Here is a 19,826-nt window from a genome sequence, read left to right as displayed (position 1 = left end):
GCGGCACGGCTGCGGCCGATTGTCGCAGGCACGGTCACGCGCGAACGCATACGATGAGCGTGAATGACCGGTCCCGACGCCCCGTTTCTCCGAACCCTGTGCAGCCTGCGCTGGCTTGCAGTAGGCGGCCAGGCCGCCACCATCCTGGTCGCCACCTGGGTGCTGGGGCTGCCGTTGCCGCAGCTGCCGCTGTGGGCCGGCGTGGCGGTGCTGGCCCTGTTCAACATCTATACCCAGCTGCGCCCGGAAGCGGCCGACACCGCACCGCTGACTGCATTCGGCCACATCCTGGTAGACGTGATCATCCTGACCTGGATGGTCGGCTGGAGCGGTGGCATGGCCAATCCGTTCAGCTCGCTGTTCCTGATCCTGATCGCACTGGCCGCGTTCGCCCTGCCCCTGCGCTGGGCGCTGGCGGTCGCGCTGGCCTGCCTGCTCGGCTACGCCGCCAGCGGCATCTTCGGCCAGTCGCTGCCGGACGGCTATTTCCGCGCGCAGGACCTCAACCGCTGGGGCGTGGTCGCCAATTTCCTGATTTCCGCGGCGGTCGTACTGGCCTTCTCCACCCGCCTGGCGCTGGCGCTGCGCCAGCGCGAACTGGAACTCTCGGCCCTGCGCGAACGCTTCGCCCGCAACGAGGGCATCGTCGCCCTGGCCACCCATGCCGCCTCGGTGGCGCATGAACTGAACACGCCGCTGGCAACCATGACCCTGCTCGCCGACGACGTAGCCGAACGTAGTGAAGAGCCGGAAGTGCGCGAGGACATGGAAACCCTGCGCGAGCTGCTGGTGCAGTGCCGTGAGCGCGTGCTGGCGCTGGCCGCACCGGCCTCGGCCGATGCGCCCGGACGCAGCCATTCCAGCGCGCAGCAGGTGCTGGAGCAATGGCGCCTGGTGCGACCGACCATCGACCTGCACCGCAACGATGATGCGCCGCTGCGGCTGCCGCTCGACCCGGGCGTGGGCCACCTGCTGATGGTCCTGCTCAACAATGCCGCCGATGCCGGCGAACAGGCCGGCCGGCCGCGCGTGGACCTGGACCTGCGCATCGAAGGCGACGATCTGATCGGCGAAGTACGCGACTACGGCCACGGCTTCAACGCGCGCGCCGCGGTGCTGCCGGGCAAGCTGTTCGGTAGCAGCAAGAGTGAAGGCATGGGAGTCGGCCTGGCCCTGTCCCATGCCACGATCGAACGCCTCGACGGCGAGATGTGGATGCGCCCGGCCCAAGGGGCCGGCAGCCGCGTCGGCTTCCGCCTGCCGCTGGCCCCACGCGAGGAAACCCCATGAGCGCCTCAACCCTCGGCCTGCTGGTCGACGACGACGAACTGTACCTGCGCACCCTGCAGCGCAGCCTGGCCCGCAAGGGGCTTGAAACGCAGACCGCGCAGGATGCCGCCAGCGCGCTGGCACTGGCGCGCCAGCACCCACCCGCGTTCGCCCTGATCGACCTGAAGCTGGGCAGCGATTCCGGCCTGGCGCTGATCCAGCCGCTGCGTGCGCTGCGCGCGGACATGCGCATCCTGCTGGTGACCGGCTACGCCAGCATCGCCACTGCGGTGGAAGCGATCAAGCTCGGTGCGGACGATTACCTGCCCAAGCCAGCCACGGTACCGATGATCCTTCGCGCTTTGGGCGAGGAGGATGACGGCCCGGCCGACGATGGCGAAATGGAAGTGCCCGACGCGATGACACCGATCAGCCGCCTGCAGTGGGAACACATCCAGCAGGCGATGCACGAGACCGGCGGCAATGTGTCGGCAGCCGCGCGCCTGCTCGGCATGCACCGGCGCTCGCTGCAGCGCAAGCTGGCCAAGCGGCCCAGCCCGGAACGCGACCCGAGCCGCTGAGGCACCACGCCCTTCATGGTAGTGCCGGCCGCTGGCCGGCAACCAGGTGATGCTTCAATCGTTCATGAGGTCGCCGGCCAGCGGCCGGCACTACCAGAGCCTCAGCGCTTCAGCTGCGCAAGGATCTCGCGGGTCATCGGGTCGGCAACGGCCACATCCTCGCCCTGCAGCGCCGGCAGCAGGCCGCTGGCCAGCTGCTTGCCCAGTTCGACACCGAACTGGTCGAAGGCGTTGATGTTCCAGATCACCGACTGCACGTACACGGCGTGTTCGTACATGGCGATCAGCGCACCCAGCGCCTGCGGGGTCAGCGCGTCGAGCAGGATCAGCGTGCTCGGGCGGCCGCCCGGGTAATCACGGTGCGGGTCGTCGCTGCCCTGGCCATTGGCCAGTGCTTCGGTCTGCGCCAGCAGGTTGGCCAGCAGGGCCTGATGATTGATCGTGTAGGGATCGTCGTTGTGCACGCAGCCGATGAAATCTGCCGGAACGATGCTGGTGCCCTGGTGCAGTGCCTGGAAGAAGCTGTGCTGCACATCGGTGCCCGCGCCTCCCCACCACACCGGCACGGTATCGGTGGTGACCGGCTGGCCGTCACGCTGCACACGCTTGCCCAGGCTTTCCATCACCAGCTGCTGCAGGTAGGCCGGCAACAGCGCCAGGCGCTGGTCGTAGGTCATCACCGCATGCGTGGCATGGCCCAGCAGGTTGCGGTTCCAGATGTCGGTCAGGCCGTGCAGCACCGGCAGGTTGCGCTCCAGCGGTGCATCCAGCGCATGCGCATCCATCTGCGCAGCACCTTCCAGCAGCTGTTCAAAGCGCTCGAAGCCGATCGCCAGCGCGATCGGGAAACCGACCGCAGACCACAGCGAATAGCGGCCGCCGACCCAATCCCACATCGGCAGCACACGATCGGCGGCGATGGCAAAGGCCTTGGCGGCACGTTCCGGATTGGCACTGACCGCGTACAGGCGGTCGCTGCCCCCCAGCCAGTCGTGCAGGATCTGGCCGTTGAGCAGGGTTTCCTGGGTGCCGAAGGTCTTGGAGATCAGGATGCCGGCGGTCTTGGCAGGATCCAGCGTGGCCAGCGTACGCTGCATGGCCGCGCCGTCCACGTTCGAGACGAAATGCACGCGCAGGCGCGCACCGCTGACCGGACGCAGTGCGTCGGCGACCAGGCGCGGGCCAAGGTCGGAACCACCGATGCCGACACTGACTACATCGGTCACGCCACTGTCTTCCAGCGCGCGCACCAGCACGCCCATGCGCTGGCGGATCTCGCGCGCGGTGGCATAGGCCTCGGCCGCCACCGGCGCATCGACCACGTCGCCGCGCAGTGCGGTGTGCAGCGCGGCGCGACCTTCGGTCAGATTGACCTGCTCGCCACGGAACAGGCGGGTGATGGCACCACCGACATCACGGTCGGCAGCCAGCGCCAGCAATGCCTGCAACGCCGCGGCATCGTATTTCTGCCGGGCGAAGTTGACGTACAACGGACCGACCCGCAGCGCCAGGTCCTGCACGCGGCCGGGTTCGGCGGCGAGCAGGCCGGGGATGCTTGCGCCCTTCAGGCGCTGGGCGTGGGAATGCAGCGAGTCGAATCCGTTGTACGTTGTCATGCGGCCTGGGTCGGGATCGTGTCGTTGGTGTGGGTGATCTGGTTCTTGCCATCAACGTACACCAGCTTCGGCTTGAAGCTGTCGGCTTCCTGCTCGGTCATGCTGGCGAACGCGGCAATGATGATGATGTCACCGACCTGCACGTGGCGCGCAGCGCCACCGTTGAGCGAGACAACGCCGCTGCCGGCTTCGGCGCGGATGGCATAGGTCGAGAAGCGCGCACCGTTGGTCACGTCCCAGATGTGCACCTGCTCGAACTCGCGGATGCCGGTGGCAGCCAGCAGGTTGTCATCGATGGCGATCGAGCCTTCGTAGTTCAGCTCGGAATGGGTGACGGTGGCGCGGTGGATCTTGGTCTTGAGCAGGGACAGGTGCATGGGGGCGCTGCAACGGCAAAGGAAAGAGCGGATTCTAGCACCCGCTTGGCCGTCGTCAGGGGCCTGCGGCAGGACGCTGAAGGCCGTTCAGGCGCCCTCGCCCGGCGGCGGCGCCGTGGCATGGACGGCACCGCCCTGCAGTGACAGCCTGAACACCGTATGGAAGGCCAGCCCGGAGGCCAGGCCCAGGCCCCCTGCAGCCAACACCGTCAGCCCATAGCTGATCACATCGAATGTATCGACATAGCGCAGGCGCTGCAGCAGCGGCCCATGGATCGCGCCCGGCCAGTCATGGATGGCCATGGCCAGCGCGCCCAGAGCAGCCCCTGCAAGCACGAAGCGGGGCCGGCGCAGGAGCCGCCGAGATCGCGGGAGCAGCGCCATCGGCAGGAACACCGCGATGGCGCTGCAGACGCCCAGCCCGAACATCAGTCCACCGCCGGTGAGCGCGGGCATCGGCGTGCGCCTGAATTCAAATGCGAACAACAGGCCGCCAAACAGTTGGGCCGGCAGCATGCCTGCCGCCAACACGGCCAGGATCAACGCCTGCGCAAGCCGACCAGCGTCAGTGGAGGGCGTCTTCATTGCCGTTCTCCCGTCCATGGGAAGGTGCGAGGCGCCCATTGTGGGCGCCCCCGGGCCGCATGCGGCTCAGAACTCCAGGTTGTCGATCAGGCGGGTGGAGCCCAGGCGCGCGGCGATCAGCGCTACGCGGCCACCGCCATCGAACGTCGGCTCGGCCAGCTCCGGGGTGCGCAGCACCGCATAGTCGACCTGGAAACCGGCCGCCTGCAATGCCGCCGTGGCGTCGGCCTCGATGCGATCACGCGCCTGCCCGGCCACGTAGCCTTCGCGCATGCCCAGCAGGGTGCGGTGGATGGTGGTCGCGACCGGGCGCTGTTCGGCGCTCAGGTACTGGTTGCGCGAACTCTTGGCCAGGCCATCCTCGTCGCGCACGATGTCCGCGCCGACGATCTGGATCGGGAACGACAGCTCAGCCACCATCTGCCGGATCACCGCCAGCTGCTGGTAGTCCTTGCGGCCGAACACGGCCACGTCCGGCTGCACCTGCAGGAACAGGCGCGCCACCACCGTGCAGACGCCATCGAAGTGGCCCGGGCGGCTGGCACCTTCCAGCACCTCGCTCACGCCGGGCGCGTGCATCTGCGTGGTCTTGTCCACGCCCAGCGGGTACATGGCCTCGACGCTGGGCAGCCACACCGCATCGCAGCCGACCTGCTCAAGCCCGGCCACATCGGCCTCGGGCGTACGCGGATAGCGACTGAAATCCTCGTTCGGCCCGAACTGGGTCGGGTTGACGAAGATGCTTGCCACCACCCTGTCGGCGTACTGGCGGGCAAGGGTCACCAGCGAATGATGGCCACCGTGAAGGTTGCCCATGGTGGGCACCAGCGCCACGCGCAGGCCCTCGCGCTTCCACTGGGCGATCTGCCCGCGCAATGCGCCGAGCTCGTTGAAGGTCTGGATCATGAGGCGTAAGCGTGCTGTTCGTCGGGGAAGCTGCCGTCGCGCACGGCGTCGGCGTAGGCGCGGGTGGCACCGGCCACCGAACCGCCTTCGGCAAGGAAATCCTTGACGAACTTGGGGCGGCGATGGCCACTGTCCAGGCCGAGGAAATCGTGCAGCACCAGCACCTGGCCGTCGCACTGCGGGCCGGCACCGATGCCGATGGTCGGCACCTCCACCGCAGCGGTCACCTCGGCGGCAACCGGGGTCGGCACGCACTCAAGCACCATGATGCTGGCGCCGGCAGCGGCCACGGCCCTGGCATCTTCCACCAGCTGGCGCGCGGCATCGCCGCGGCCCTGGATCTTGAAGCCGCCCAGGCGCAGCACCGACTGCGGGGTCAGGCCCAGATGCGCACAGACCGGAATCTCACGCTCAACCAGGTAGCGGATGATGTCGACCTTGAAGCCGGCACCTTCGATCTTGACCATCTCGGCACCGGCCTGCAGCAGCTGCAGCGAAGCATCCAGCGCGCGCTCCGGAGTGGCATCGGCACCGAACGGCAGGTCGGCCACCAGCAGCGCGCGCTGCAGCACACGGGCCACGGCGCGGGTGTGGTAGACCATGTCGGCCACGGTCACCGGCAGGGTCGAATCATGGCCCTGCACGACCATGCCCAGCGAATCGCCAATCAGGATCAGGTCAACGCCATTTGCGTCGAAAGTGCGGGCGAAGCCAGCGTCGTAGGCGGTCAACATGACCAGCTTCTGGCCATTGCGCTTGGCCTCGGCCAGGGCGGGAACGGTCCAGGGCTTGCTGTCTGCGTGGGTGCTCATGTGCTGATAACCGGGGGAGATAACCCGGGCATTATCACCCTATCGGCGCGATCCCGCAGGCATCCACCCGCATCACTGCATCCCGCACGCGGCCATGCCCGGGGATGGCCAGATCCGGCGCGATTTCGGCCAGCGGCACCAGCACGAAGGCACGCTCGTGCATGTAGGGGTGTGGCACCTGCAGGCCGGGCTGGTCGAGCACCTGCGCGCCATACAGCAGCAGATCCAGGTCCAGCGCGCGCGGCCCCCAGTGCACCGCCGCATCGCGCACGCGGCCAAAGCCCTGCTCCAGCGCCAGCATCGCCTGCAGCAGTTCATCGGCTGCCAGTGACGTTTCGACCGCGGCCACCGCGTTGACGAACGGTGGCTGGTCTTCATTGCCCCAGGCCGGCGTTGCGTACAGGCGCGAGGCCTGCAGCACGCGGGTCCCGGGCAGGCCGTCCAGCGCAGTGATCGCCGCGCCGACAGTCGTGGCCGCATCGCCGAGGTTGGCGCCGAGGCCGATCCACGCTGGCATCATTGCTTATTCGCCAGCTGCACCGGCCGAGGCCCCCGGGCGGCGGCGACGACGGCGACGCTTGCGCGGTGCTCCGTTCTCGTCATCGCCCTCTTCGCTTTGCATCGCGTCCAGCGAAGATTCCAGCTCGCGGCCCGACTGCGCCTGTGCGTCGCGCCAGAATTCAACATCGGCAGCGTGCTCGGCCGAGGCCACCTGGCGCAGGCTGAGGAAGTCGAACGCGGCGCGGAAGCGCGGATGGGTGAGCGTGCGGAACACGCGCTTGCGCTGGCGCGAGCTGAAACGCGACTGCAGCAGCCAGATTTCCTGCATCGGCAGCGAGAAGCGGCGCGGCAGCGCGATGGTGCTCAGCTGCTGCACGGTGACGCGGTCGGCGGCACGACGCTGCGCCTCTTCCGGCGCCACGCCCTGCTTGAGCAGGGTCGCCTGGGCGCGGCAGAACGCCGGCCACAGCAGCAGCGCGAACAGGAACGCCGGCGAGACCGGCTCGTCGTTGGCCACGCGGGCATCGGTATTGGCCAGGCCCTCTACCAGCATGCGGCGCAGCGCGCCGGTGCGGTTGGACTTCAACGCCCTGGCGCTTTCCGGGAACAGCACGTCGAGCAGACCGTAGCGCTCCAGGCCTTCGAAGCTGGCCACGCCGTGCCCGGACAGGAACAGCTTCAGCACTTCCTCGAACAGGCGTGCCGGCGCGGCTTCGTTGAGCAGGCCAGCCAGCTGCGGGATCGGCGCGGCGGTGCCCTCTTCGATCTGGAAGCCGAGCTTGGCCGCCAGGCGCACGGCGCGCAGCATGCGCACCGGGTCTTCCTGGTAGCGCTGTACCGGGTCGCCGATGAGCTTCATCAGGCGCGCCTGCACGTCTTCGAAGCCACCGGTGTAGTCACGCACCGAGAAGTCCTCGATGGCGTAGTACAGGGCGTTGCAGGTGAAGTCGCGGCGGACGGCGTCGTCTTCGATGGTGCCGTACACGTTGTCGCGCACAAGCATGCCGTTTTCCATCTCGCGGTCGCCACTACCGTCATCGCTGTTGGCGCGGAAGGTGGCGACTTCGATGATCTCGCGGCCGAACACAACGTGGGCGAGGCGGAAACGGCGGCCGATCAGGCGGCAGTTGCGGAACAGCTGCTTGACCTGTTCGGGCGTGGCGTCGGTGGCCACGTCGAAATCCTTGGGTTGGCCATTGACCAGCAGGTCGCGCACCGCGCCGCCGACAAGGTAGGCGCCGAAGCCGGCATCGCGCAGGCGATAAAGCACGCGCAGGGCGTTCGGGCTGATGTCCTTGCGGGAGATCGTGTGCTGGTCGCGCGGGATGACGCGCAGGCTGAACGGTGATGTAGCAGAGGAAATGATGTTGGCGCTTCCGGTTGAAGTTTCGGGATTGCCCAATGGCATCGAGGTGCATATACTAGCGCTCCTGCCTCGGCAGCGACACAGTTACGCTCCCTTCGTCTAGTGGTTAGGACGTGGCCCTCTCAAGGCTAAAACAGGGGTTCGAGTCCCCTAGGGAGCGCCAGTCGCCGCAGCAGGAACCGAAAAAGCCCGCCTTGTGCGGGCTTTTCTGTTTTCCGGGATTGCAGTGATTGCGGTCGGGTTGGTCGCTTTGGCGCCTCCCTGCAATCGGCGTGAGCCGGTGGGGTCACCCAGGGCAGGACACGCCGTAAACCCATCCATGGGGGCTCGATGGCGCCATCCATGGCGCCAACGTTCCTGCCCTGGGTGACCCCACCGGCTCTGGACGGTTTCCCGCCAGCTGCGGCAACAACCGACCAGCGCTTCGCCGCATCCGCACGCACCATGAAACTGTCAGGAGGGGGCAGGCCGCCCTCTCACACTCTGGACAAGCAGGCGCCAACGGAACGCAACCGAAGCCAGTCGCCGTCAGCCTTCCATCTGCTCCAGCTCCTTGCCCTTGGTCTCGCGTACGTAGCGGACCACGAAGACGATCGAAAGGATCGCCGCGACCGTGTAGATGCCATAGGCGCCGGCCAGGCCGATGCCGGCCAGCAGCATCGGGAAGGTCACGGTGATCGCGAAATTCGACGTCCACTGCGCCGCACCGGCAACAGCCAACGCCGGGCCGCGGATCTGGTTGGGGAACATCTCGCCCAGCATCACCCACATCACCGGGCCCCAGGACATGTTGAAGAACACCACGTAGACATTGGCCGCGACCAGCGCCAGCCGGCCCATGCCGTCGGACAGCTGCAGGCGACCGTCGGCCAGGCTTCCACTGGCGAACGCGACCACCATCAGCACCAGCGCCACCGACATGCCGACCGAGCCGATCCACAGCAACGGCTTGCGACCGATGCGGTCGATCAACAGCACCGTCAGCAGGCAGGCACCGATGCTCAGCCCACCGGACAGCACGTTGATCAACAGCGCGTCGCTTTCCGAAAAGCCGACCGCCTGCCACAGCACTGCGCCGTAGTAGAACACCACGTTGATGCCGACCAGCTGCTGGAACATGGCCAGGCCAATACCCACCCACAGGATCGGCCGCAGCTTGCCGCTGACCGTGTCGCGCAGGTCGCTGAAGCGCGGCTTGTGCTGGTCCTGGGCCAGGCTGGTTTCGATCTCGGCCTGCTTGGCCGCCGCCACGGTATCGCCGTACAGCCGCGAGAGCACCGCCCTCGCCTGCTGCTGGCGCCCCTTCAGGACCAGGAAGCGCGGGCTTTCCGGAATCACCAGCAACAACAGCAGGAACAGCCCCGACGGCAGCGCCTGCATCCAGAACATCCAGCGCCAGGCCTCATGACCCAGCCACAATGGCTCGGTCGACGCCCCAGCGGCGCGGGCCAGCAGGTAGTTGCTGAGGAACGCCGCGAACAGGCCGCAGATGATCGCCATCTGCTGAACGGTGGCCAGGCGCCCGCGATAGCGCGCCGAGGCCACTTCCGCAATGTAGGCCGGCGACATCACGCTGGCCGCCCCCACCGCAAAGCCGCCCAGCACGCGGGCCGCGATGAACAGCCAGGAGGCGTGGGCTGCGCCGGCGCCCAGCGCCGAGACCAGGAACATCAGCGCCGACACGATCAGGACACCGCGGCGTCCCAGGCGGTCGCCCAGCCAGCCGGCCAGGAACGCACCGATCGCGCAACCCAGCAGCATCGAGGCGACTTCGAAACCGAGCGCCGCCTCGCTGGAGTTGAAGGCCTGGCGCAGGCCATCGACCGTGCCATTGATGACACCACTGTCGAAGCCGAACAGGAATCCACCGAGCGTGGCCACGCAGCTGATCAGGACGATGAATGCAGTGTTCTCACCGCCATGGAGTGCGATGCTGGGCTGGGCTGGTGACATTGACGATCCTGCTGGGAAGGGGGCCGGCCACCCGACGCAGCCGGCTGACCCGCAGCGTCGCACAGGCCCCGCCCTGCCGCCAATGACTGCCACGGCCGCGCCTGCCAGACGCCCGATTTCCGCCCCGCGCCGACAGCGGGGGCCAACCTGTTCTAGAATTGGCGGGTTCAGGAATCGATCCACCCCCAGCCCATGCCCTTTGTCGTCACCGAAAACTGCATCAAGTGCAAACACACCGATTGCGTGGAAGTGTGCCCCGTGGATTGCTTCCACGAAGGCCCGAACTTCCTGGTGATCGACCCGGATGAGTGCATCGACTGCACCCTCTGCGAGCCGGAGTGCCCGGTCAATGCGATCTTCCCGGAGGACGATGTCCCCGCCGGCCAGGAAGGCTTCGTCGCCCTCAACGCCGAGCTGGCGAAGGAGTGGCCGGTGCTGACCGTGCGCAAGGACCCGCCCGCCGACGCCGGCGAATGGGATGGCAAGCCGGACAAGCTGAAGCTGCTGGAGCGCTGAGAAGCGCCCACGGCGGTAACGAAAAGGGCGCCCACGGGCGCCCTTTTCTGTTTTCCGGTGAACGCCAACCGCAAGATCCGGCATGCCAGCCTTGCGATCCGGTATGCCAACCTCGCGATACGGCATGCCAACCTTGCGATCCGGTAGGTGCCAACCTTGGTTGGCACAGAAGCGCCGACCAGGGTCAGTCTCTACCAGAGGCAGCCCTTACTGGGCCAGCTTCGCCTTCAGCGCGGCGATCAGCTTCACCGGCGCTTCGGCGGTGGCCGGCAGGCCACGCGGGTCGACCGCGGAGATGTAGGCGCCGGCATCGACGGCGACCACGCGGACCAGGAAGTTGCTGCCTTCGTAGGCCACGTCATACGAGCCCAGCAGCTGGGCGCGGCTGGCGATGGTCACGCCCTCCACGCCTTCCAGCGCGGTACCGACCTTTGCGAAGGCTTCATCCTTGCCACCGGCGATGGTGAAACCGGTATTGCCAACGGCCGGAGCCGCAGCCGCCGGCGCTGCCGGCTTGGTGGCCGACACCAGCGCCGGCACCTTGTTGTCACCGGTGGTGGCCGGCAGGTTGAGGTCCGGCGGCACTTCCAGCGGACGCATTTCCGGGGCCAGGGCGTAGTCGCCCTTGACGCCACGCTTGAAGCAGCCGGTGGTGCCGGCGGCAACGGCCACCGCAAGCAGGGCGTAGGACAGCACGCGGACAGTGGAAACGGATTGACGCATGTGAATCTCCTGGGTCAGACCAAGACGAAAGGTCAGTGGCTGGAAAGGGCTTCAAGGGCGGCGATGTCGCCGGCAAGATGGTCGGCGGCCGCGTGGTGCGGCGCCGACAGCGGCAGCAGCGGCAGGCGCAGGTCATGGCCGATACCGATACGGCGCAGCAGCGCCTTGACCGGAATCGGGTTCGGTTCAACACCGCAGAAATCATGGAACGGCTGCAGGCGCGCATCCCAGGACTCGGTGGCTTCGTGGTCATGGGCGGCGGCCAGCTCGCACATGCGGCGGTAGGCGCCGGGCAGCACGTTGGAGCCGACCGAGATCAGGCCGTCGATACCGGCCCGGATCGAACGCGCGGCCGTACCGTCGTCGCCGCTGAGCACTGCGAACTGCGGGCTGCGCAGTGCGAGCAGCGCCTGCACCCGGCCGGTGTCGCCCACCGCCTCCTTGATGCCGACGATGTTGGGGTGGCTGGCCAGTTCGGCCACGGTCTCCGGCTGCATGTCGCAACCGGTACGGCCGGGCACGTTGTACAGCACGACCGGCAACCCGCCCTGGTCGGCGACCGCACGATAATGGGCAATCAGGCCGGCCTGGGTCGGCCTCACGTAAGGCGGGGTGACCACCAGTGCATGGCTGGCGCCAAGCGCGGCCGCACGACGGGTCTGTTCGATGGTTTTGGCGGTACCGGACAGGCCGGTGCCGGCCATGACCGGGATGCGGCCGCCAATGCGTTCGACCGCGCTGGCCAGCAGCAGGTCGTACTCGGCATCGGTGAGGGTTGCCGCTTCGCCGGTCGAGCCGGCAACGACAACGCCATGGACGCCACCTTCCAGTTGCAGGTGCAGCAGCCGCTGCCAACCGTCGGGATCGAGGGCGCCGTCGGCCCGGAACGGGGTCGCCAGCGCGGTGATGAGGCCGGAAAGGGACAAGGACGTGCTGCTCTTGGCTGGAAAGGGAAAACGCCCGCCACGAAAGGCCGGGGGCGACCTGAATGTTACTTGCGGCGCGAAAGCACGGGCAAGTATGCTGGACACCGGTGGATCCCCGCCTCTGGCGGGCATTCAGACTAACGCATGCATTACCCGGAATCGCCTTGACCGACACCACCCCGCGCCCCGCGCCGAGCGAAAACCACCTCCTGATCAACGCCTATACGACGCATCCGGAGTCCCCCCTGCTGTCCGTCACCCGCCGCATCGCCGACAGCGGCTGCAATCTGGTGGACGCACGCCTGGCCACGGTCGGCCGCGATGTCTCGGTCACCGCCCTGGCCACCGGCTCCTGGGACTCGGTGGCCAAGCTCGAGGCGATGCTGACCCGGCTGGAGCGCGAGGAAGGCCTGAAGCTGGTCTGGTACCGCACCGCGGCCAAGCAGGCGCAGTCCAACCTGCTGCCGTACATTGTCGAAGTGATCGCCGCCGACAAGCCGGGCATCCTGTTCCAGCTGGCCGATTTCTTCGACCGCCAGGGCATCACCATCGAGAACCTGCAGAGCACGCGCTACCGCGCCATGCAGACCGGTGCGGAAATGTTCAGTGCACAGGTCACCATCGGCGTGCCGGCCAACATGCACATCGCCGCGCTGCGCGACGATTTCCTTGAGTTCTGCGACCACCTGAACCTGGACGCGATCATGGACCCGATGAAATTCTGATTGGGAGTGCGGATTTTTCGCGCGCCTCTCACGGGCGCGTGGCGTTTCATGCAATTGTCGTAGAAACAACCCAGGCTCGACAGAAGGACCTCATGAACAACGGCGATACCCTGGACAGCACCACCCTCTCCCTGCCGCTGGCGCTGTCCGGTGGCGACCAGGCCACTCTCGGCGACTATGCCGGCCAGTGGCTGGTGCTGTACTTCTACCCCAAGGACAGCACTCCCGGCTGCACCACCGAAGGCATCGACTTCAACGCCCTGCTGCCGAAGTTCAAGAAGGCCGGCGCGGTCGTGCTCGGCGTCTCTCGCGACTCGGTGAAGTCGCACGACAACTTCTGTGCCAGGCAGGGCTTCAACTTCCCGCTGGTCAGCGATGGCGACGAAGCGCTGTGCAGCGCCTTCGACGTGATCAGGATGAAGAACATGTACGGCAAGCAGGTACGTGGCATCGAACGCAGCACCTTCCTGATTTGCCCCGACAGCCGCATCGTGCAGTCCTGGCGCAAGGTCAAGGTTGCCGGCCATGCCGATGCCGTTCTCGCCGAACTGAAGGCCTCCCAGTCCAAGTGAGTCCCACTGCCTACTGTGTCTGCCATCACCCTGCCCCGCAGCAGGCCGTGGTGGTTTTCCCCTGTCCGTAACCAGGAATCGACGATGACCCGAGGCAAGCGCATCTACGTGCTGGATACCAACGTGCTGATGCACGATCCGACCGCGCTGTTCAAATTCGAGGAGCACGACATCTACCTGCCCATGCAGGTGATCGAGGAGCTGGACAACGGCAAGAAGGGCACCTCCGAAGCGAGCCGCAACGCCCGCCAGGTGAGCCGCTTCCTCAACGAGCTGGTGCAGGAATCCGGCCTGGACAACCTGGCCGACGGCATTCCGCTGCAGCGCCCCAACGGCCTGCAGCTGCGCGGCAAGCAGAGCGCCGGCAAGCTGCGCTTCCAGACCAGCCACTTCGACGCGGGCAAGAGCTTTGGAAAGGTCATTCCCGACAATGCCATCCTTGGCGCGATCCTGGCGCTGAAGGAAGAAACGCCGGACCTGCCGGTGGTGTTCGTTTCCAAGGACATCAACCTGCGGATCAAGGCCGCCATCGCCGGCATCGTGTCCGAGGACTACGAAAACGACCGCGCGCTGGACGATTTCAGCCTCCTCTACACCGGCGCCACCGAGCTGCCGGAAGACTTCTGGAAGCGCCACGGCGACGACCTGCGCAGCTGGAGCGACAAGGGCCGCAGCCATTACGAAATCCAGGCGCAGGACGGCGAGGAGTGGTACCCGAACCAGTACGTCTACCTGCCCGGCGAAGACGAAGTCGAACTGCGCGTCAGCCGCGTGGTCGGCGACGGCAAGGTAGTGTTGTCGCTGGTCGACGATTTCCGCCACGGCAGCCACGCCGTGTGGGGCATCAGCGCCCGCAACCGCGAGCAGAACTTCGCGCTCAATGCACTGATGGACCCGGAGATCGACTTCGTCACCCTGCTGGGCACCGCCGGCACCGGCAAGACCCTGCTGGCGCTGGCCGCCGGGCTGGCGCAGACGATGGACCAGCAGCGCTACCGCGAGATCATCATGACCCGCGCCACGGTCAGCGTCGGCGAGGACATCGGTTTCCTGCCGGGTACCGAGGAGGAGAAGATGACGCCGTGGATGGGCGCGCTGACCGACAACCTGGAAGTGCTCACGCACAACCAGGAAGGCGGCACCTGGGGCCGCCAGGCCACCAACGACCTGCTGGCCAGCCGCATCAAGATCCGCTCGATGAACTTCATGCGCGGCCGCACCTTCCTGTCGCGCTACCTGATCCTGGACGAGGCGCAGAACCTCACCCCGAAGCAGATGAAGACGCTGATCACCCGTGCCGGCCCCGGCACCAAGATCGTCTGCCTGGGCAACGTCGAGCAGATCGACACCCCGTACCTGACCGAGACCACCTCGGGCCTGACCTACGCGGTGGATCGTTTCAAGAACTGGCCGCATAGTGCGCACATCACCCTGCGCCGAGGCGAACGCTCGCGCCTGGCCGATTACGCTTCGGAGGTGTTGTGAACCGCTGCACCCGCCTGCTGCTGCCCACGGCTGCGATCACCCTCGCAGCCGTGCTCGGTGCCTGCACCACCACGCGCGGCCCGGCCAGTGTGCCGACCGCCGAGCGCACCGGGCAGTCCTGGGTGGTCACCCGCCCGATCATCGCCGCGCAGGTGCTCGACACCTGCTCGCGCGCCAGCCCCGGCCGCGAGGCCGGGCGGGTCAGCGGCTACTGGGCTCCCAGCCGGCAGCAGATCGATCAGCTGGAAGCACAGCTGTCGTCGCTGGAGGCACAGGTACCAAAAGTGCTGGACTTCGACCGCCAGTACGTCGGCATCGAAAGCGCCGGCAAGCGGCTGATCTACGTCAACGCCTTCCACCTGCCCGACGACAGCGGCATCAATCCGGCACGCGAAGCGATCCGCGTCTGTGACGGCGGCACGCAGTTCTGGGGCGCGGTGTTCGACCCGGCCAGCAACACCTTCAGCGAGCTGCAGTTCAACGGCGGCTTCGGCGGGCCCTGAGGGGCCCCGCCGATGGGAATACGCCTGCCCACCTGGGTCTGGATCGGCGCGGTCGCGCTCTCGTGCGTGGCCGGCATGGTCAACGTGGTTGGTTTCCTTGGTTTCGAGCACCAGGCGGTCAGCCACATGACCGGCAGCACCAGCCAGCTCGGCATGGCACTGGCCCAGGGTGACTGGCGCGCGGTCGGCCACTTGTGGGGACTGCTGATCGCGTTCTCGCTGGGCGCGATGCTCAGCGGCCTGCTGATCCAGGACAGCACCCTGCAGCTGGGCCGACGCTACGGCGTGGCGCTGGCACTGGAATCGGCGCTGCTGCTGGTCGCCATTCCACTGTTCGAACAACACCAGATCTGGGGCGCGCTGGCCGCCGCCATGGCCTGCGGCCTGCAGAACGCGATGGCCACCACCTTCAGTGGCGCGGTGGTGCGCACCACCCACCTCAGCGGCATGTTCACCGACCTCGGCATCGGCCTGGGCCACCTGCTGCGCGGGTTGCCGCTGCAGGTACGACGGCTGACCCTCAGCGGCCTGATCATCAGCGGCTTCCTCGCCGGCGGCATCATCGGCGCCTGGCTGTTCATGCGCTGGCAGTACGACGCCCTGCTCGCCCCGGCCCTGCTGACCGGCCTGACCGGGCTGGGTTATGTGCTGTACCAGCAGTGGGCGCGTTGGCGGCATTGAATCAAGGACATCCACGCATGGCGTGGATCTACCTTCCCCTCCGGGACCACGGCACAATCAACTGATGAGCCCGACCACCCCCGTTTCCGCCCTCACCATCGCCGGCTCCGACTCCGGCGGTGGCGCCGGCATCCAGGCCGACCTGAAGGCCTTCGCCGCGCACCGCGTGCATGGCCTCTCGGCGATCGCTGCACTGACCGCGCAGAACACCCGTGGCGTCATCGCCGTGCACGTGCCCCCCATCGAGTTCCTCCGCGCGCAGCTGGATGCCTGCTTCGACGACTTCGACATCCATGCGGTGAAGCTGGGGATGCTGGCCAACGCCGAAGTGATCCATGCCGTCGCTGATGCACTCGAAAAGCATCGCCCGCCACACGTGGTACTGGACCCGGTGATGGTCGCCACCAGTGGGGCACGCCTGCTGGAAGACAGCGCATTGCAGGCCATGCGTGAGCGCCTGATCCCGCTGGCCACGCTGATCACCCCCAATACGCCGGAAGCAGAACTGCTGGTCGGCCGGAAGATCAGCAACGGCGAAGACGCAGAACAGGCCGCCTCGGCCCTGCTCGACCTCGGTGCCGGCGCAGTGCTGCTCAAGGGTGGCCACCTGCATGAGGGCAATCGCGTGATCGATCGCTACTTCGACGGCGTCAGCAGCGAAGAATTCATCCACGCACGCCTGCCGCTGGACGCACATGGCACCGGCTGCACGCTGGCCTCCGCCATCGCCGCGCAGTTGTGCAACGGCTTGAGCCTGGCCAATGCCTGCGAAGCCGGTATCGACTACGTTGCACGCGGCCTGCAGCAGGGCTATGCCCCCGGCCGCAGCGAGGTGCTGGTGCTGGATCACTTCGGCGCGGCACCCCACGCATGAGCCTGACGCCGAGCGTCCTTGCCGTGCAGTGCGACGACGGCCATCGCTACGAGGTGATCGCCTGCGTGCCCGCACAGCCCATCGCACGCCTGCTGTGGCTGCCGGCACTGGGCGTGGCGGCGCGCCACTACCTGGCACTGGCTTTGGCGCTGGCGGCGAAGGGCGTGGCGGTCTACCTGCATGAGTGGCGAGGCAATGGCAGCAGTTCGCTGCGCCCGTCACGCACGCAGGACTGGGGCTATCGCGAGGTACTCGAACAGGATCTGCCGACCAGCCAGACCGTCCTGGCCGCAGCAGATGACGACGGCGACGCCCTGCCCTGGATCATCGGCGGCCATAGCCTGGGCGGGCAGCTGGCCTGCGTGCATGCCGGCCGCAACCCGCAGCACTTCAACCGGCTGTGGCTGGCCGCCAGCGGCTCACCGTTCTGGCGCGGATTCCCACCACCGCGTGGCTGGCTGCTGCCGCTGGTCTACCGCTTCCTGCCGTGGATCGCACAGCGCCAGGGCGTGCTGCATGGCCGTCGCCTCGGCTTCGGTGGCACCGAAGCGCGCGGGCTGATCGCCGACTGGGCGCGCGTCGGCCTGAACAACCATTACGCCGCCGTCGGCATGGACGAAGACCTCGATGCGCAGATGGCGCGTGTGCATGGCAGCGCACAGGCGGTGCTGATGGAGCACGACTGGTTGGCCCCCACCGGATCGATGCAGACGCTGCTGGCGAAGCTGCCGAATGTGGACGCGCAGCTGCGCGTGCTGTCCGCGCAGGAACTGGGCACGCGCGCCGATCATTTCGCGTGGCTGAAGGCCCCTGATGCCGTGGCTGAAAGCTTTTTCATTCAGTTGGATGAAAATTTTCACAAAACTGTTGACGGTACGCGCCGACATCCGCATAATTCCGCTCCTGTCGCAGGGCGCCCGTAGCTCAGTTGGATAGAGTACCTGGCTACGAACCAGGCGGTCGGGAGTTCGAATCTCTCCGGGCGCACCACTCGACAGGTTTCCAGCATCCGCCGCTGGAAATGCAGTAAAATTTGATTGTGTACCGCGCGCCCGTAGCTCAGTTGGATAGAGTACCTGGCTACGAACCAGGCGGTCGGGAGTTCGAATCTCTCCGGGCGCACCATACACAGTCAGCACAACAAGTTCATGTAATTGGCGCCCGTAGCTCAGTTGGATAGAGTACCTGGCTACGAACCAGGCGGTCGGGAGTTCGAATCTCTCCGGGCGCACCATTACACCGAAACAGCAGGCCTCGGCCTGCTGTTTTTTTATGTGTGTTTTTCGGCAGGGCTGCGCCCTGCACCCTGGTAGTGCCGGCCGCTTGGCCGGCAACCTCAACGGCCACGGCAAAAGCTGGCATTCCGTGGGATGGCGGGGCGGTGTCGGAGTGCGGGGACGCCGCAAGTACGTCCATGTAGGCTTGGCAGCCGCATCCATGCGGCTGACACCCCGCACTCCGACACCGCCCCACCTCTGACAGATTTCCGCGATCTGATGGATCCACGCCATGCGTGGATGAATCTCCATCGAGTTCGAACATTTCGATAATTGATCGAAGAGCATCCACGCATGGCGTGGATCTACCGTGTCGACCAAGGTCGACACCTACCAGAGCAGTACGCCGTTCCGACAGATCGCGGAAACTGTCGAAGGCGGGGTGGGCCCGGTTGCGGGAGTGTCCGCGGCATGGATGCCGCGGCCAAGCCCCCAAGGACGGGTTTACGGCGTCTCCCGCAACCGGACCCACCCCGCCATCCCTCAGTAAACCAGCTTCTGCTGTTGCTGTTGCTGTTGCTCTGGATCGTAGCGGGTGCAGGGCGCAGCCCTGCCAAACCCCTCCCCACTGGCCATTGCCTGCCACCACTGCGACAGCAGCTCCGGCCTGCGCAGGCGCTCGCGCCACCAGCGCAGTGCGGCGCCATCCTCTCCGGTGCGCCAGGCCAGCCAGAAGGTCTCTTCCGGCTTGTGTTCCTCCACCTCGCGGATCACCAGCTGGCCGCGCGCCACCGCAGCGCGTGCGCACGGCTCGGGCAGGAAGCCGAATCCCACGCCTTCGCACTGCAACTTCAATTTGCTGGCCATGTCCGGCACCGTCAGCATCTCCTGCCCCATCAACAAGCCGACCGTGCGCGGCAGCAGCCTGCGCGCGGAATCAGAGACCGCGATCGCGCAGTGCTCGACCAGCTGCTCGCGACCCAGCACACCCGGCACTGCGGCCAACGGATGACCGGGCGCGACCGCGAACACGAACTCCACCGTGCCCAGCGGCTCGACCACGTAACCACCGCCACTGGGGCCCTCGCCCGGCGCGCCGACCAGCAGGTCGGCACGGCGGTCCAGCAGGGCCTCCCAAGTGCCGGACAGGGCCTCGCCGATCAATCGCAGCCGGGTCGGTGCCTCGGCCTCGCGAAACGCGGCGATGTCCGGCCCGAGCAGCCAGGTCGGGAACACCGAATCCACCGCCAGCGTCAGTTCGGTCTCCCAGCCCGACGCCACCCGGCGCACCCGCAGTTCCAGCTCGCGGGCGGCGCGCAGCAGGTGCCGGCCTTCGTCCAGCAGCGCGCGGCCAGCCTCGGTCGGCTCGGCGCGCGGACCGACCCGGTCGAACAGCTGAACGCCCAGGTCCTCCTCCAGCTTGGCCACGGTGTAGGAGATGGTCGAGGGCACCTTGTGCAGGGCTTTGCCGGCGCCGGCAAAGGAGCCGCGGCGGTCGATGGCATCCAGGATCTGCAGGGCATCGAGGCTGAGCTTGAGCATTCGAATTTTTCGATGATGGCTGTCAAAACTATCCGTTTTTCAAACCCAAGGCGCAAGCGGATACTTCTCTCCAACGGGGAAACAAAGCGGCTGCCA

General features: G+C 67.0%; 21 protein-coding genes and 4 tRNA genes. 14 read left to right on the top strand and 11 right to left on the bottom strand.

All coding sequences use genetic code 11. From position 1 onward, the window contains the following. Positions 1-63: 63 nt before the first annotated feature. Together AC5P9P_RS04020 and AC5P9P_RS04015 are read left to right on the top strand one after the other, a co-directional pair. Positions 64-1,290, top strand: a complete 1,227-nt coding sequence (locus tag AC5P9P_RS04020) for an ATP-binding protein (protein WP_005409064.1) — start codon at positions 64-66, stop codon at positions 1,288-1,290. Then, on the top strand, positions 1,287-1,850 hold the full coding sequence (locus AC5P9P_RS04015; RefSeq protein WP_005409063.1) for a response regulator transcription factor: 564 nt from the start codon (positions 1,287-1,289) through the stop codon (positions 1,848-1,850). The genes AC5P9P_RS04020 and AC5P9P_RS04015 overlap by 4 nt, the downstream gene beginning before the upstream one ends. A 101-nt stretch (positions 1,851-1,951) precedes the next feature. Here AC5P9P_RS04015 and pgi read toward each other — a convergent pair whose 3' ends face one another. From pgi to pcnB, 7 genes are all read right to left on the bottom strand, one after another. Continuing rightward, positions 1,952-3,466 carry a glucose-6-phosphate isomerase gene (pgi, locus tag AC5P9P_RS04010; RefSeq protein WP_495232603.1) on the bottom strand — a complete coding sequence of 505 codons (1,515 nt, stop codon included), beginning with the start codon at positions 3,464-3,466 and terminating at the stop codon, positions 1,952-1,954. Then, positions 3,463-3,843 (bottom strand): aspartate 1-decarboxylase, encoded by a 381-nt coding sequence (panD, locus tag AC5P9P_RS04005; protein ID WP_005409061.1) that lies wholly within the window; start codon positions 3,841-3,843, stop codon positions 3,463-3,465. The genes pgi and panD overlap by 4 nt, the downstream gene beginning before the upstream one ends. 87 nt (positions 3,844-3,930) lie before the next feature. Beyond that, positions 3,931-4,428, bottom strand: coding sequence for a hypothetical protein (locus AC5P9P_RS04000; RefSeq protein ID WP_495232620.1), 498 nt, complete (start codon positions 4,426-4,428; stop codon positions 3,931-3,933). Positions 4,429-4,494: 66 nt separating this feature from the next. Continuing rightward, positions 4,495-5,334 carry a pantoate--beta-alanine ligase gene (gene panC / locus AC5P9P_RS03995; RefSeq protein ID WP_065183334.1) on the bottom strand — a complete coding sequence of 280 codons (840 nt, stop codon included), beginning with the start codon at positions 5,332-5,334 and terminating at the stop codon, positions 4,495-4,497. Continuing rightward, positions 5,331-6,146, bottom strand: coding sequence for a 3-methyl-2-oxobutanoate hydroxymethyltransferase (gene panB, locus AC5P9P_RS03990; RefSeq protein WP_005409058.1), 816 nt, complete (start codon positions 6,144-6,146; stop codon positions 5,331-5,333). Before panB ends, panC begins: the two co-directional genes overlap by 4 nt. Before the next feature lie 34 nt (positions 6,147-6,180). After that, positions 6,181-6,666 (bottom strand): 2-amino-4-hydroxy-6-hydroxymethyldihydropteridine diphosphokinase, encoded by a 486-nt coding sequence (gene folK / locus AC5P9P_RS03985; protein ID WP_049402627.1) that lies wholly within the window; start codon positions 6,664-6,666, stop codon positions 6,181-6,183. Between the two features lie 3 nt (positions 6,667-6,669). Next, positions 6,670-8,049: a polynucleotide adenylyltransferase PcnB gene (gene pcnB / locus AC5P9P_RS03980; protein ID WP_049402628.1), complete on the bottom strand. Its 1,380-nt coding sequence runs from the start codon at positions 8,047-8,049 to the stop codon at positions 6,670-6,672. Positions 8,050-8,101: 52 nt separating this feature from the next. Here pcnB and AC5P9P_RS03975 point away from each other — a divergent pair. Beyond that, a tRNA-Glu gene (locus AC5P9P_RS03975) sits at positions 8,102-8,176 on the top strand. A 365-nt stretch (positions 8,177-8,541) separates the two neighbouring features. Here AC5P9P_RS03975 and AC5P9P_RS03970 read toward each other — a convergent pair. Further along, positions 8,542-9,966 carry a sugar porter family MFS transporter gene (locus tag AC5P9P_RS03970; protein WP_111108825.1) on the bottom strand — a complete coding sequence of 475 codons (1,425 nt, stop codon included), beginning with the start codon at positions 9,964-9,966 and terminating at the stop codon, positions 8,542-8,544. Between the two features lie 192 nt (positions 9,967-10,158). Here AC5P9P_RS03970 and fdxA point away from each other — a divergent pair, with 192 nt between their 5' ends. Further along, a complete protein-coding gene (fdxA, locus tag AC5P9P_RS03965) occupies positions 10,159-10,482 on the top strand; it encodes a ferredoxin FdxA (RefSeq protein WP_005409054.1) in 324 nt (107 codons plus the stop codon). A gap of 207 nt (positions 10,483-10,689) precedes the next feature. On the opposite strand, the gene AC5P9P_RS03960 is transcribed toward fdxA, so the two are convergent. Then, on the bottom strand, positions 10,690-11,205 hold the full coding sequence (locus AC5P9P_RS03960; protein WP_005409053.1) for a hypothetical protein: 516 nt from the start codon (positions 11,203-11,205) through the stop codon (positions 10,690-10,692). 32 nt (positions 11,206-11,237) lie between these two features. After that, positions 11,238-12,131 (bottom strand): 4-hydroxy-tetrahydrodipicolinate synthase, encoded by an 894-nt coding sequence (dapA, locus tag AC5P9P_RS03955; RefSeq protein ID WP_005409052.1) that lies wholly within the window; start codon positions 12,129-12,131, stop codon positions 11,238-11,240. A 164-nt stretch (positions 12,132-12,295) separates the two neighbouring features. Between dapA and AC5P9P_RS03950 the strand changes: the two genes are divergently transcribed. The 10 genes from AC5P9P_RS03950 to AC5P9P_RS03905 all read left to right on the top strand — a co-directional run bounded on the left by AC5P9P_RS03950 (position 12,296) and on the right by AC5P9P_RS03905 (position 18,205). Continuing rightward, complete coding sequence (locus tag AC5P9P_RS03950) at positions 12,296-12,856, top strand: glycine cleavage system transcriptional repressor (protein WP_005409051.1); 561 nt, start codon at positions 12,296-12,298, stop codon at positions 12,854-12,856. Positions 12,857-12,948: 92 nt separating this feature from the next. Next, positions 12,949-13,428 carry a peroxiredoxin gene (locus AC5P9P_RS03945; RefSeq protein ID WP_111108824.1) on the top strand — a complete coding sequence of 160 codons (480 nt, stop codon included), beginning with the start codon at positions 12,949-12,951 and terminating at the stop codon, positions 13,426-13,428. 84 nt (positions 13,429-13,512) lie between these two features. Further along, a complete protein-coding gene (locus tag AC5P9P_RS03940) occupies positions 13,513-14,913 on the top strand; it encodes a PhoH family protein (RefSeq protein ID WP_005409049.1) in 1,401 nt (466 codons plus the stop codon). After that, complete coding sequence (locus tag AC5P9P_RS03935) at positions 14,910-15,416, top strand: hypothetical protein (protein ID WP_005409048.1); 507 nt, start codon at positions 14,910-14,912, stop codon at positions 15,414-15,416. Before AC5P9P_RS03940 ends, AC5P9P_RS03935 begins: the two co-directional genes overlap by 4 nt. Before the next feature lie 12 nt (positions 15,417-15,428). After that, the gene (locus AC5P9P_RS03930) at positions 15,429-16,097 is read left to right on the top strand and encodes a YoaK family protein (RefSeq protein ID WP_010484284.1); all 669 of its coding nucleotides are present in this window, start codon (positions 15,429-15,431) and stop codon (positions 16,095-16,097) included. Between the two features lie 64 nt (positions 16,098-16,161). Next, positions 16,162-16,971, top strand: coding sequence for a bifunctional hydroxymethylpyrimidine kinase/phosphomethylpyrimidine kinase (gene thiD, locus AC5P9P_RS03925; protein ID WP_005409046.1), 810 nt, complete (start codon positions 16,162-16,164; stop codon positions 16,969-16,971). Further along, entirely contained in the window at positions 16,968-17,894 is a 927-nt protein-coding gene (locus AC5P9P_RS03920; RefSeq protein WP_111108823.1) for an alpha/beta hydrolase family protein, read from the top strand. Before thiD ends, AC5P9P_RS03920 begins: the two co-directional genes overlap by 4 nt. Further along, positions 17,885-17,961 (top strand) — tRNA-Arg (locus AC5P9P_RS03915). The genes AC5P9P_RS03920 and AC5P9P_RS03915 overlap by 10 nt, the downstream gene beginning before the upstream one ends. A gap of 58 nt (positions 17,962-18,019) precedes the next feature. Beyond that, positions 18,020-18,096 (top strand) — tRNA-Arg (locus AC5P9P_RS03910). 32 nt (positions 18,097-18,128) lie between these two features. Then, positions 18,129-18,205 (top strand) — tRNA-Arg (locus AC5P9P_RS03905). Between the two features lie 526 nt (positions 18,206-18,731). On the opposite strand, the gene AC5P9P_RS03900 is transcribed toward AC5P9P_RS03905, so the two are convergent. After that, positions 18,732-19,730, bottom strand: coding sequence for a LysR family transcriptional regulator (locus AC5P9P_RS03900; RefSeq protein ID WP_495232602.1), 999 nt, complete (start codon positions 19,728-19,730; stop codon positions 18,732-18,734). Positions 19,731-19,826: the final 96 nt, after the last annotated feature.

The sequence above is a fragment of the Stenotrophomonas sp. YJH_SMC_14-1 genome (genome assembly GCF_059372275.1).
The sequence above is the reverse complement of the archived record's forward strand: the minus strand, read 5'-3'. Positions and strand labels throughout refer to the sequence as shown.